Origin of the sequence: Gemmiger gallinarum, assembly GCF_014982805.1 — a bacterium.
GTDB classification, from domain to species: domain Bacteria; phylum Bacillota; class Clostridia; order Oscillospirales; family Ruminococcaceae; genus Gemmiger; species Gemmiger gallinarum.
The window spans coordinates 20,593-33,421 of sequence record NZ_JADCKC010000003.1 but is presented as its reverse complement, the minus strand read 5'-3'; the positions used below and the strand labels follow the sequence as shown (position 1 = coordinate 33,421).

Annotated in this window: 13 protein-coding genes; 11 read left to right on the top strand and 2 right to left on the bottom strand. The window is 58.6% G+C overall.

What is annotated here, in order from left to right; genetic code table 11:
- Window positions 1-170: 170 nt before the first annotated feature.
- The 5 genes from rsmA to INF35_RS09365 all read left to right on the top strand — a co-directional run bounded on the left by rsmA (window position 171) and on the right by INF35_RS09365 (window position 3,837).
- A complete protein-coding gene (rsmA, locus tag INF35_RS09385) occupies window positions 171-1,067 on the top strand; it encodes a 16S rRNA (adenine(1518)-N(6)/adenine(1519)-N(6))-dimethyltransferase RsmA (RefSeq protein WP_193501860.1) in 897 nt (298 codons plus the stop codon).
- A gap of 140 nt (window positions 1,068-1,207) precedes the next feature.
- Window positions 1,208-1,450, top strand: a complete 243-nt coding sequence (locus tag INF35_RS09380) for an acyl carrier protein (RefSeq protein WP_193501858.1) — start codon at window positions 1,208-1,210, stop codon at window positions 1,448-1,450.
- 88 nt (window positions 1,451-1,538) lie between these two features.
- Window positions 1,539-1,955, top strand: a complete 417-nt coding sequence (locus INF35_RS09375) for a MaoC family dehydratase (protein ID WP_193501856.1) — start codon at window positions 1,539-1,541, stop codon at window positions 1,953-1,955.
- 141 nt (window positions 1,956-2,096) lie between these two features.
- Window positions 2,097-2,840, top strand: a complete 744-nt coding sequence (locus INF35_RS09370) for an SDR family NAD(P)-dependent oxidoreductase (protein WP_193501854.1) — start codon at window positions 2,097-2,099, stop codon at window positions 2,838-2,840.
- Entirely contained in the window at window positions 2,833-3,837 is a 1,005-nt protein-coding gene (locus tag INF35_RS09365; protein WP_193501852.1) for a hypothetical protein, read from the top strand. The genes INF35_RS09370 and INF35_RS09365 overlap by 8 nt, the downstream gene beginning before the upstream one ends.
- A gap of 22 nt (window positions 3,838-3,859) precedes the next feature.
- Here the strand turns inward: INF35_RS09365 and INF35_RS09360 are convergent, their stop codons facing one another.
- Window positions 3,860-4,174 carry a hypothetical protein gene (locus INF35_RS09360; protein WP_193501850.1) on the bottom strand — a complete coding sequence of 105 codons (315 nt, stop codon included), beginning with the start codon at window positions 4,172-4,174 and terminating at the stop codon, window positions 3,860-3,862.
- A gap of 425 nt (window positions 4,175-4,599) precedes the next feature.
- On the opposite strand from INF35_RS09360, the gene INF35_RS09355 reads away from it, so the two are divergent.
- The 5 genes from INF35_RS09355 to INF35_RS09335 all read left to right on the top strand — a co-directional run bounded on the left by INF35_RS09355 (window position 4,600) and on the right by INF35_RS09335 (window position 11,197).
- Window positions 4,600-6,945 (top strand): transglycosylase domain-containing protein, encoded by a 2,346-nt coding sequence (locus tag INF35_RS09355; protein WP_193501848.1) that lies wholly within the window; start codon window positions 4,600-4,602, stop codon window positions 6,943-6,945.
- 374 nt (window positions 6,946-7,319) lie between these two features.
- Entirely contained in the window at window positions 7,320-7,748 is a 429-nt protein-coding gene (locus INF35_RS09350; protein WP_193501846.1) for an ACT domain-containing protein, read from the top strand.
- Window positions 7,749-7,783: 35 nt separating this feature from the next.
- The gene (locus INF35_RS09345; protein ID WP_193501844.1) at window positions 7,784-9,001 is read left to right on the top strand and encodes a homoserine dehydrogenase; all 1,218 of its coding nucleotides are present in this window, start codon (window positions 7,784-7,786) and stop codon (window positions 8,999-9,001) included.
- A gap of 24 nt (window positions 9,002-9,025) precedes the next feature.
- Window positions 9,026-9,916: a homoserine kinase gene (thrB, locus tag INF35_RS09340; protein WP_193501843.1), complete on the top strand. Its 891-nt coding sequence runs from the start codon at window positions 9,026-9,028 to the stop codon at window positions 9,914-9,916.
- 75 nt (window positions 9,917-9,991) lie between these two features.
- Window positions 9,992-11,197 (top strand): aspartate kinase, encoded by a 1,206-nt coding sequence (locus INF35_RS09335; RefSeq protein WP_193501842.1) that lies wholly within the window; start codon window positions 9,992-9,994, stop codon window positions 11,195-11,197.
- 147 nt (window positions 11,198-11,344) lie between these two features.
- On the opposite strand, the gene INF35_RS09330 is transcribed toward INF35_RS09335, so the two are convergent.
- Window positions 11,345-11,671, bottom strand: a complete 327-nt coding sequence (locus tag INF35_RS09330; RefSeq protein WP_235983198.1) for a PadR family transcriptional regulator — start codon at window positions 11,669-11,671, stop codon at window positions 11,345-11,347.
- A 351-nt stretch (window positions 11,672-12,022) separates the two neighbouring features.
- Here INF35_RS09330 and INF35_RS09325 point away from each other — a divergent pair, with 351 nt between their 5' ends.
- Entirely contained in the window at window positions 12,023-12,814 is a 792-nt protein-coding gene (locus INF35_RS09325) for an ATP-binding cassette domain-containing protein (RefSeq protein ID WP_193501840.1), read from the top strand.
- Window positions 12,815-12,829: the final 15 nt, after the last annotated feature.

The following is a 12,829-nucleotide window of genomic DNA, read 5'->3' as shown; positions in this document are numbered from 1 at the left end:
GCAGAATTTCTGCGGTAGAGACGCATACAGAAAAAATGCGGTGAATTGTGTGCGGCAAACGCGGTGGCGGGCGCGCGGTTCGCCGCGTTTTTGCGCCGCAGAGCAGGAGAACGCTCCTGCCTGCCAAGCTGTAAGACTTTACATCAAATGACCAGCAGGAGGTGGGCTTTGTGCCTGCATTGACCGACCTATCCACCATTCGCAGCCTGTGCGACCGGTACGGCTTTTCTCTGTCCAAAGGATTCGGACAGAACTTCATCATCAACCCGGGGGTCTGCCCCCGCATTGCCGAGGCGGCAGGCATCGGGCCGGAGTGGGGCGTGCTGGAGATCGGCCCCGGTATCGGCGTGCTTACCGAACAGCTTGCCATGCGGGCTGCCCGGGTGGTGTCGGTGGAAATCGACCGCCGCCTGCCGCCTCTTTTGGCCGAGACGCTGGCAGGGTACAACAACGTCCGCATTGTGGAGGGCGATGTCCTCAAGGTGGACCTGAAAGCCCTCATCCGGGAGGAATTCGGTGATCGTCCGGTGGCGGTCTGTGCCAACCTGCCCTACTATATTACAAGTCCCATCCTCATGCGACTGCTGGAAGAACGCCTGCCGGTGGAAAATATCACCGTCATGGTCCAGCGGGAGGCGGCTCAGCGGCTGTGTGCCCCTCCGGGGACCCGGGAGGCCGGCGCCATCAGCTATGCGGTGGATTACTATGCCCAGGCCCGCCAGCTGTTCACGGTGCAGCCGGGAAGCTTCTATCCCGCGCCCAAGGTGACCAGTGCGGTCATTCGGCTGGATGTGCGCAAAACCCCGAAAGGCGACCTGACGCCCGAGGCGGAAAAAAGCCTGTTCCGCCTGGTCCGGGCGGCCTTCTCCCAGCGGCGCAAGACGGCGGCCAATGCCATTTCGTCGGGCCTCAAAGTGGAGAAGTCCGCCATTCTGCAGGCCATGGAGGAGACGGGGCTGGATGTCCGCCTGCGTCCCGAACAGATGACGCTTCAGGATTTTCTCAGCCTGCGGGCCCGCCTGGAACAGGACGGGGTACAGCCTGCCGGGGAACCGGCGGAAGTCTGAAAACCGGGGAAACCGGCCCGGTTTGAACCCCCTTCGGCTTGCCTGCGCAGGCCGTTTGTGGTACACTATATCCGGTATAATACCGTTTTCTGCCCCAAGGACAGGAAACACAGGCAAAACAGCTTAAGGAGAGTTGACCAATGACTGAGCAAGCAATTCTGGACGCGGTTCAGGAAATTTTCCGCGATAATTTTGACGACGACACCCTGGTGATCACCCGCGACACCTGCGCCGATGACATTGAGGACTGGGACAGCCTGGAGCAGATCAATCTGCTGACTGCCATCGAGAAGAAGTTCTCCATCAAATTCAAGCTGGCGGATGTCCGCGGACTCAAGGATGTGGGCGATCTGCTGGACCTGGTCAAGCGGATGGTCGGCTGAGCCTTTTCACCGCAGAACACAAAGTCTTTGGGCGGGCCGTGCGCCCGCCCTTTGCCGTATCCGGAAAAGACCCGCAAGGAGGTCCCCCATGAACCACTATACACTGGCCGAGATGCAGCCCGGCCTGACTCAGTCCTTTACCGTCACCATCTCCCAGGAGATGATGGATGCCTTTCTCAACCTCACCGGCGACTGCTCGCCCATCCATGTGGATGAGGAGTATGCCAAAGGCCGGGGATACCCGGGCCGGGTGGTCTACGGCATGCTGGGGGCCAGCTTTTTCTCCACGCTGGCGGGTGTTTATCTTCCCGGCGAGCATTGCCTGCTCCACGGGGTGGAGTGCAAGTTTGCCCGCCCTGTCTTTGTGGGGGATACCCTGACCGTTTCGGGCACTGTCACCCATGTGAGCGAGGCGGTGGGCGAGGCCGAGATCAAGGCGGTCATCACCAACCAGGACGGCAAAAAAGTTACGCGCGGAATCATCCGGGCGGGACTTGCCAAATAATATAGGAAACACTGCCCGCGCCCTGCGGCGCTCAGACATGCGCAGACGGCAGGGGAGAGAGGAACCTTCATGGCGGACACAACGCTTTATGGCATGCAGGTCTCTTCACTCTGTCCCGATGCACAGCAAGGAGGTCCTTTTATGGCATATACCTATCTGATCACCGGTGCCACCAGTGACGTGGGCACCACATTGATTTCCCGCCTGCTGGACGGCGCGCCTGCCGATACCCTGGTACTGGCCCAGGGCTGCGGCGATGTGGAAAAGCTCGCCCCCCTCTGCCAGAAATATCCCGGCCAGGTGCGGCCTTTTGACGTTGATCTGTCGGATATGTACAAGGTGGATGCTTTCATCCGGCTGGTGGAGCAGACTGCTCCGGCACCCACTCACTTTGTCCATCTGCCGGCCCTGCCGGTGGTCAATACCCGCTTCAAGAATTTTGACGAGGAACGCTTTGCCCGGGATATGGAGATCCAGGTTCACAGCGCCGTCAAAATCTGCCGGGTCTTTGTGCCCAAAATGGCCAAGGCGGGCTTTGGCCGGGTGCTGTTCATCCAGACCAGTTACACCATTGGCTGCCCGCCCAAGAACACGGCAGCTTACGTCATGGCCAAGAGTGCCATCGGCGGACTGGTCAAGAGCCTGGCCGTGGAGTATGCCCGTCAGGGCGTCACGGTCAACTGTGTGGCGCCCAGCATGATGGAGACCCACTTCCTCAAGGATACCCCCGACCTCATCGTTCAGGCCGCAGCTGCCGACAATCCCATGGGCCGCAACGCAACGCCGGACGACGTGGTGCCGGCCATGGCATTCCTGCTGTCGGAGGAAGCCCGCTTTATCACCGGCGTCACGCTGCCCGTCACCGGAGGGTCCGCCATTGTCTGATGTAGTATACCGCCTGGCACGCCTGGGCGAGGACGACGCGATCCGCGACTTCATCAACGGCCATTTCGATATGAGACTGCCCCTCATCAACCGGGCAGAGCTCTACCGCCATTATTATGTGGGCAGGGGCGGCGTGCCCCAGTTTGCAGTGGCGGAACATCACGGCCGCTTCCTCAGTGTGGCCGGGTATATTCTGGCCAACACCTCGGCGACTCCGGATGTGTGGGTTTCCATCTGGGTGGCGGAGAAGGGCCATAACGGTGTGGGGCTGGAGCTGATGAACGCCCTGCCCGAGCTTACCCATGCCCGGGTGCTGGCCTGCAACAACATCCGCGCCGCGACCTGTGCCCTCTATCACTTTTTGGGGTGGAAGGCTGAGCGCATGAATCATTATTACCGCCTGGCCAATCTGCCGTCCTACCATCTGGCGCAGTTTACCGAGAAGAACATTCTTCCGGTGCGCAGCAGCAGGATCCTGACTCCGGTGCGTACGGCGGCGGACCTGATCCCGTTGGGGGTCCCGGCTTCGGGCCATACCCCGCAGAAGGATGTGTGGTATCTGCGGCGGCGGTATTTTTACTATCCGCACTTCCATTATTATGTATGGGCGGCCATGGAAGCCGGCCGCCCGCTGGCCTATGTGGTCACACGCATCGTTTCCGCGGAGGAGACCGGCTGTGTGCCGGTAGTGCGCCTGGTGGACTATATCGGTCCCGACGAGGTGCTGCCCACCCTGGGCCGGGCACTGGATGCCATTCTGCGGGCATCCGGCGCCGAGTATATGGACTGCTATAACGCAGGCATCCCGGCGGAGATCTGGCGTGCCGCAGGATTCTGTGAGCGTGTGCCGGGGGACGGCACTGTCATCCCCAACTATCTGTCGCCGCCTCTGCGCGAAAATACCGAGTACTACTACTTTACCAACAAACCGGATGGCTTTGTCATCTTCAAGGCGGACGGCGACCAGGACCGGCCCAACCTTCCCGCCGACGAGTGAGGAGCCGGCAGGCATAAATGCTTTACAGCCCGTAATCCTCCAGCCGCTGCTGCAGTTCCGCCTCGTCAGCCACGGCGACGCCTTCCTGCAGGGCGAGAATGTCGTTTTCAGGCAAAAGACTGGTATAGATATCGTACTCAGCCAATGGCCCGGTGCCGTCGGCGGTGTACAGGGCAAGATGCCCGCCGTTGTCCTTGAGCAGATAGCCGGTGCTTTGCTCTGCCTGCGGTCGGCTGCCCAGCGCGAACCACAGGGCTCCGGCCACGATGCACAGCAATGCCAGCGCTCCCAGCAGTGAGAGATACAGCCACCAGCCTGTTCTGTGTTCCTTTTGCATGTGTCAATGCGCCCCTTTCAGCCGACCGGAACAGGACGGCAAAAAAATAACGTTGCTGCACACAGTATTCCCGTGCAGGCAGAGGGGTAACCCTTTTTGTTGTGAATTTTTCTTTGACGCCTATACTTTTGGCAATACTTTGTGTTATAATTCAGTCTATGGTATCCTCGCTAACTGTGTGACTGCGCAGGGCGGCAGGGGATACCTTGTCAGATTGTTGAACAGTTTCCGCAAAGGAGGCGGTCCCCATAGACCCCAAAAAAGAACGGCATATCTCGGTCGACGGCGCCAAAAATGCGTCTGATCCCGCACAAAATGCCGGAAATTCCGCCGCAGGCGGTAAAAAGAAAAAGCCCCGCAAACGCCGCCACAGCGTTTGGGGATATATCTGGCGGACCTTTGTCTGCCTGTTCTGCGTCGGCATTATGGCGTGCAGCGTGGCGGGCGTGATTCTGGCAATGTACATTGTGGAAGTCACTGCCAACGACACCGAGCTTGACCTGGACAACCAGAAGCTTAAGGAAACCACCATCGTCTACGCCCTGAACCAGGACACCAACGAGTGGGAGCCTTATGCCACCTTCTCCGGCAGCGACAACCGTATCTGGAAATCGCTGGATGAGATGCCGCTGTATCTGCAGCAGGCCGTCATTGCCGTTGAGGATAAAAACTTCTACGACGAGCCCGGCATCAATATCAAGCGTACCATCGGCGCGGCCCTGAACGAATTCACCGGCAATGCCATCTACGGTCAGACCACCGGCGCCTCCACGCTGGAGCAGCAGCTGGTCAAAAACCTGACCCAGGATAACGATGTGGGCGGTATTGACGGCTATCTGCGCAAGATCCGCGAGATTTTCCGCGCCATCGGTCTGTGCAACCGGTACAGCAAGGCGACCATTCTGGAAGCATACCTTAACACCATCCCGCTGACCGGACAGATCTACGGTATGGAGGTGGGCGCGCAGACCTACTTTGGCAAGACGGTATCCGACCTGACGCTGAGTGAGTGCGCCGTGCTGGCCTCCATCACCAAGAATCCCACCAGCTACAACCCCTTCTATAACCCTGAGAACCTGACCGTCCGCCGCAACCATGTGTTGCAGGAAATGTGCAATCAGGGCTATATCACCCAGGAAGAATGTGACGCCGCCAGCGCGGAGCCCATTACCCTGGTGGAAAGTTCCTCCTCCACCGAAACCGCGACGGTCAGTTCCAACAACTCCTACTTCACCGATGCGCTGTATAACGACCTGGTGGAAGCCATCATGGAGACCTACAACATGACGGCGCAGGAGGCCCGGAGCGAGGTGCTCAATGGCGGCCTGCGCGTCTACGCCACGGTGGATCCCAAAGTTCAGTCCACGCTGGAGACTCTCATGCTCAACGAGAATGACGAGTACTTCCCGGCTCTGTGGCATGATGAGGAAGTCGAAACGACCATTCCGGCAGACGGCGAGATCACCTATGATGAGGATGGCCTTCCTCTGCAGGAAAACTCTGACGGCGAGATGGTATCCGTTTTTGGGCAGGATGCCATTCCGGTCTATACTGACGATGAAAGCACCGCCTTCAAGACAACGGTGGATGAGGAGACCAATACTCTGATTTTCTATGAAAAGGTCCGTACGCAGGCAGCAGCTGCCGTTGTGGATTACGACGGACAGGTGGTTGCCGTGGTTGGCGGCCTGGGCGAGAAAAAGTATGATCTGGTCTTCAACCGTGCGACCGAGCCCCACCAGACCGGTTCTACCATGAAGCCCATTGCGGCTTACTGCCTTGCCATTGATAATGGTCTGACCACCTATTCGTCCCGTCAGATCGACCTTGGCATCTATACAGCCGCGGACAAGAAAGTCCTGAAGAGTCAGTATTCCTATCTGGACCCCTTCGCGGCCAGCACACTGGCCCGGGATGATGTCTGGCGCTCCTGGCCGGAGAACTACGGCGGTTCGGGCGGCGACGGCGCTACGGTGCTCACCTATGACGCACTGCAGCAGTCGCTGAATACCGTTGCTGTGCGTATCGGCCAGCTGGTCGGTACCGAGATGATGTTCAACTTTGCCCACGACACCCTCCAGTGCACCTATCTGGATGCGGAGAAGGACATGGATTATGCGCCTCTGGTTTTGGGCGCACAGTCTCGCGGCCTGACGACGGTCCAGCTGGCGGCGGCCTATACCATCTTCTACGACGGCACCTATACTACGCCCCATTATTTCACGGAGGTCTACGACTCGAAGGACAACCTGTATCTGGACAACTCCAAGCGGATCTCCACGACGCAGGCCATCAAGCCTTCCACGGCGACCATCATGAACCGCATGCTCCAGAACGTTCTGAAAACCGGTACTGCCCGCGGCATGGTCCCCGATACGGAGAGCAACCTGCCCGCAGCGGCCAAGACCGGTACGACTTCCGACTTCAAGGACTTTACCTTTGCGGGTATGACACCGTACTATGTCACCGCAGTCTGGTGGGGCTTTGATGATCCGACGCCCATGGACACCTACGGCGTTACCAGTGGTAAACCCACGCAGGTTCTGTGGAAGGCCCTGATGGAAGAAATCCAGGCCGACAAGGAATACAAGGACTTCCCCATGGCGGACGATGTGGTGACCAAGCAGTTTGACCCGTCTACCGGTTCCATCATCTCGGGCGGCGGCCTGACCGGTTACTATACCGAGGATAACCTCCCCGAAAACTACACCGATGATGTGGATCCCTATGCAGCCGATGCCCTCAATGCGGCCACCGACACCACCGGCTGATTCCTGACGGAACAGCAGGCTGAGCCGCCGGGCGGATGCCGGCAAGAGACAGAATCCTGATTTTACGGTAAATTGCGTGACAGTCTGACTGCGCGTGGTTTACCGTAAAATTTTATTGTGCAGTGTTTCTGGCTGGAAAACGCCTCTGTGCGTATGGGGCAGACACACGCCGGGAACCGTTTTGGGAGGTCATCCTGAATTTTGCAATAGGTCATAGCGCCAAAAATGAAAAACAAATTTTGGTTGAAAGATGTGACGAATGCCAAAAAATGCGTCCACGGGGGACAAATCAGGCATTTTTGCTTGCACGACGCGTACACACGTGGTATGATTATCCTTGTTTCAGAAACAAATGTACTTGAGGGAGGGACAATATGAGCGAACGACGTTTCCTTTTGGTAGACACGTCGGTTTTGCCTGACGTTTTTCTCAAAGTGCTGGAAGCCAAGCAGCTGTTGGCTGCGGGGAAAGTGACCAACATTTCGGCGGCGGCACGGCGGGCAGGCATTTCGCGCAGCGCGTTTTACAAATATAAGGACTGTGTCTTTGATGCCGAGACGGGCCGCGAGACGATCACCGTTATCGCGACGCTTCTGGACAAGACCGGCGCGCTGCAAAGCCTGCTGTCGGGCATTTCGTCGGCAGGGGCATCCATCGTGACGATCACTCAGTCCCGGCCGGAGAACGGTGCCGCCCAGGTGGAGGTCACTGTGCGGACCGGCATGATGCAGATGAGCGTCGAAAACATGCTGATGCATCTTTCGCGTCAGCCCAATGTGGTCGAGGTCCATCGCGGCACCTGAAGCCGCGCCGGTAGTTTTGAGGGGAGAGATTACACATGGCAAAAATCGCGATCATGGGGTTTGGCACAGTCGGCAGCGGTGTGCTGGAAGTCTGCCGCAGAAATGCCGCAGCCATTGCCCGCCGTGCAGGCGAACCCGTTGAGGTCAAATACATTCTGGATGTGCGGGACTTTTCCGACAGTCCGGATGCGGCGCTGTTTGTCAAGGACCTGGATATCATCCTGGCCGACCCGGAGGTAAAGGCAGTGGTGGAGACCATCGGCGGTACCCGCTTTGCCTATCCGTATGTGCGCCGCTGCCTGGAGAGCGGCCGCAGCGTCTGCACCAGCAACAAGGAAATGGTTGCCACCTACGGCGCCGAGCTGCTGGCTCTGGCGCGGGAACACGGAGCGGCCTTTCTGTTCGAGGCCAGCGTGGGCGGCGGTACCCCGATTATCACCCCCATGCACCAGTGCCTGGCGGCCAACCACATCAGCCGGATCGAGGGCATCGTCAACGGTACCACCAACTTCATGCTGACCAAGATGAAGCGGGAGGGCATGAGCTTTGATGAGGCGCTGCGCCTGGCCCAGAAGCTGGGCTACGCCGAGACCAAGGACCCCGGTGATGACGTGGACGGCCGGGATGCCTGCCGCAAGATCGCCATTCTGGCCAGCCTGGCCTGCGGGCATCATGTTTACCCGGATAACATTCCCACCCGGGGCATCCGGGAGCTGACCTCCCTGGATGTCAAGGCGGCGGAATCGCTGGAATGTGTCATCAAACTGATCGCCTGGTACCGGGAGGAGGCGAATGGCGGCCTGAGCGCCGGCGTGGAGCCCATGCTGGTGCCGGACACCAACCAGCTGGCCGGTGTGGACGACGTGTTCAATGCCATCCTCGTCAAGGGCGACATGCTGGGCGATGTGGTTTTCTACGGCAAGGGCGCGGGCAAGCTGCCCACCGCCAGCGCCGTGGTTGCCGATGTGATCGACGCTCTCAAGGAGGGCGCGGCGGTACATGACAGCCTTTTCTGGCAGCCCGCTGAAAAGCTGGACCATATGCTGGAGGACAAAAAGCCCTGCAGCTGGTGCGTGCGGGTGCGGGGCGGAGCCTATGGCTTCTCGCTGCCCATGGAGCCGGTCCGCTCCGAAAACGGCCAGACCGTCTGCCGGGTGCACAACGCCACCCGGGCGCAGATCGATGCGCTGGCCGTCGAAATGAAGGCCCGCGGCTGCGAGCTGCTGCTGGCCCTCAAACAGATGCCGGCGTAACGCCAAAGGGAGGAACTGCATACAATGATTACGGTCACCGTACCTGCCACCAGCGCCAACGTCGGCGCCGGCTTCGACTCTCTGGGCCTTGCGCTCTCGATGCATAACGTCTTTACCTTTGAGGAGGCCGACCGCATCTATATTTCCTCGGTGGACAACACGCGGGTCCCGGCGGGAGCCAACAATCTGGTTTTCCGCAGCGCCCGGGCGGTCTACGATCAGCTGGGCATTCCGCTGCCCGGCCTGCGCATCACCCAGCGCAACGACATTCCTATGGCCCGGGGCCTGGGGTCCAGCTCCGCCTGCATTGTGGCGGGCATCCTGGGGGCCAACGCCCTGCTGGGAGACCGCCTGACCAAGCGCCAGATGCTGACCCTGGCCACCGCCATTGAGGGTCATCCCGACAACGTGGCGCCTGCCATGCTGGGCGGCTTTGTCACCAGCGTCTACGACGAGGGTCAGGTCTATACCGTCAAAAAGCATATTGACGAGGAGCTGGCCTTTGCGGCCTTTGTGCCCAACTTTGGCCTGCTGACCGCCAAGGCCCGCGCGGCCCTGCCCCAGATGGTATCCCATAAGGATGCCGTTTACAATCTGTCCCGTGCGGCATTGGCCACGGCGGCCTTCTGCGACGGCGACTATGAGCTGCTGGGGGTTGCCACCAAGGATGCCCTGCACCAGAGCTACCGCCTGCCTCTGATCCCCGGCGGGGACGAGGTTTTTGAGCTGGCACTTGACATGGGCGCTTTGGCCGTGTATATTTCGGGTGCAGGGCCGACCATCATGGCGGTAGTCCGCCGTAATGATAAGGAATTCTTTGAACGGGCATCGGCAGCGCTGGCGGCCGATGAAAAACTCAAGGCGTTCACCGTTCACCGGCTGTTGGCCGACAATATCGGCGCAACTGTGCAGTGACCGTGTAAATAGAAACCGGCTGCGGGCTGGCCTTCGGGCATACCGCGGCGAATGAATGGGGAGGAATTTCACGATATGGGACTGATCGTACAAAAGTTTGGTGGTACCTCGGTCAAGGACCGCAACCGGATCTTCAACGTGGCGCGTATCGTCGCCAACACCCGCAAGGCGGGCAACGACGTTGTGGTTGTGGTTTCGGCCCAGGGCGACACGACAGATGACCTGATTGCCAAGGCGGCTGAGATATCCAGCAACCCCTCCGACCGGGAGATGGATATGCTGCTGTCCACGGGCGAGCAGATCTCCATTGCGCTGCTCACCATGGCGCTGCAGGAACTGGGCATTTCCGCCATCAGCCTGACTGGCTGGCAGGCAGGTTTTGCCACCGACCGTTCCTACACCAAGGCGCGCATCAAGCGTATCAATACCGAACGCCTGGAAAGCGAACTGGCCCGCAACCGTGTGGTGGTTGTGGCGGGCTTCCAGGGCCTCAACCGTTCGGATGACATCACAACCCTGGGCCGCGGCGGCAGCGATACTTCCGCTGTGGCGCTGGCTGCGGCGCTGCATGCCGACCGCTGCCAGATCTTCACCGACGTGGAAGGCGTCTATACCGCCGATCCGCGCAAACTGCCCAAGGCTACCAAGCTCAAGGAAATCACCTTTGACGAGATGCTGGAGCTTGCCAGTCTGGGCGCACAGGTGTTGAACAACCGCAGTGTAGAACTCGCCAAAAAATACGGAGTTGAGCTGGAAGTTATCTCCAGCCTGAACCCCGTTCCCGGTACTATTGTGAAGGAGGAAACGAAAGTGGAAGGTATGCTGATCAAGGGCGTGGCCAAGGACGAGAACGTAGCCGTCATTTCGATCATGGAGGTGCCGGATGTGCCCGGCATGTCCTTCAAGGTGTTCAGCCTGCTGGCACAGCGCAACATCAATGTGGATATCATCCTGCAGAGCTCCGGACGTGACAACAGCAAGGATCTGATCTTTACCGTTCCTCTCACCGAGGCCCAGACCGCTCTGTCTGTCCTCAATGAGAACAAGAACCGCTTCGGCGGCGGTGACATCAAGGTCAGCACCGACTATGCCAAGGTTTCCATCGTTGGTGCCGGTATGCAGAGCCATTCCGGTGTGGCTTCCTCCATGTTCGAGGCTCTGTTCAATCAGGGCATCAACATCCATATGATCTCCACCAGCGAGATCAAGATCAGCGTCATCATCGACAAGACGGATGCCGACCGTGCGGTGGCCGCCATCCATGACGCCTTCATCCACTGACTGTAAATCGGCCTGCCCGGCTGCAGCAGGGCAGAATATAAAAAGGCCTCCAGCTTGAAAGCTGGAGGCCTTTTTGCCGTCTTGCGGGAAAACTGAACTATCCAAAATTTTACCGGAAAGAGCGGACCGGATGAGAAAGGGCCGCCGTCATTCCTCAGGATACAATGTTCCATCCAAAGCCAGCAGACGATCCAATGAATCCGTCAGCAGACGGTACTCTTCCAGCAGGTCGTGCAGATACTCCTGCCCGGACTTGGTGATTTTGAAATAAACGCGAACCCGATTGTCGGCCTGACGTTTACCGGCTTCTTTTATGTGTCCACGTTCCTGCAGGCGGTAAATTGCCAGATATAATGTGTTAAAAGTATAAACGCCATTGGTCAGACGGCTGATTTCCTGAGACATTTCGTAGACATACATTTGCTTTTGGCGCAGCAAAAACAAGACCATCATTTCGGTGACGGTCTTTTTCATGGATTCACGCATTCCTGCGATGGTACCACTTCGTATTTGTCGTGACTCGGGGCGATCAGGCATTGCTTTAACCTCGAAATTATTAAATAAACAAGTTGTTTTTAGTATGGCACAGGCCTGCTCAAAAATCCATATATTTTATTGATAAAACATCTTGCTCCCGGCCTTCCCTGCCGAAAGGCAGCTCGTTCAAAAGGTCAGAATGACGGCACATTTTCCCCGTGCAGAGAGTTTGTTTCCCCTCACGGAATACCCCGGGGTGATACGTTTTTGAAACATGCTCCCAGTATGATATTCAAGAAAAACATTTCATTGCGGCGGACCTTCCCCAACAAAGAAAGGGAGCATTTTATGCAAAACGACAAAGCTGAAATCCCTGCTCTGACTCTGGATGACCTGCGCAAAAGCTATCTGCTGCCAAGACCGCTGCTGCGCAAAAAGGCTGGCACGGGTCCCGGCGTCAAGCGGGCTCTGGCCGGGGTCAGCCTGACGCTGGGGCCCGGACTGTACGGACTTCTGGGCCCAAATGGTGCGGGAAAAAGTACATTAATCCAGATCATAACCGGCGGACTTGCCCCCGATTCCGGGGAGGTGCTCTGGTGCGGGCATCCGGCCCGGGGCATCGGGTTCCGGAGGATTCTCGGCTACATGCCCCAGCAGCAGGGCCTGTATGACAGTTATACCGGCCGCCGGTTTCTTGCCTATATGGCGGCCCTCAAGGAGATCCCTCGCAAATCTGTGTCGGAGGAGGTTGCTCGGGTGTCTCAGGCGGTCAATCTGGCGGGGGAACTGGACAAGCGTCTGGGAGCCTATTCAGGCGGCATGAAGCAGCGGCTTCTGCTGGCATCGGCGCTGCTGGGAAACCCAAGACTTCTGATTTTGGATGAGCCCACGGCAGGACTTGACCCTCGGGAACGTGTCCGGCTGCGGACGCTTCTGGCTGAGATGTCCGCCGACCGCATCATTCTGGTGGCGACCCACGTGGTTTCGGACGTGGAAAGCGTTGCCAGCAAGGTGGTTCTGCTGCGGGCAGGGCAGATCGTGGATGTGGCTCCAGTGCCGGAGCTTGTGGAACGGTATGCGCCGGGCGGGGGACTGGAGGATGTCTATCTTTCGGTGTTCGGGGAAGGGGACGGACGCTAAAGGGAAAGGTCGGTA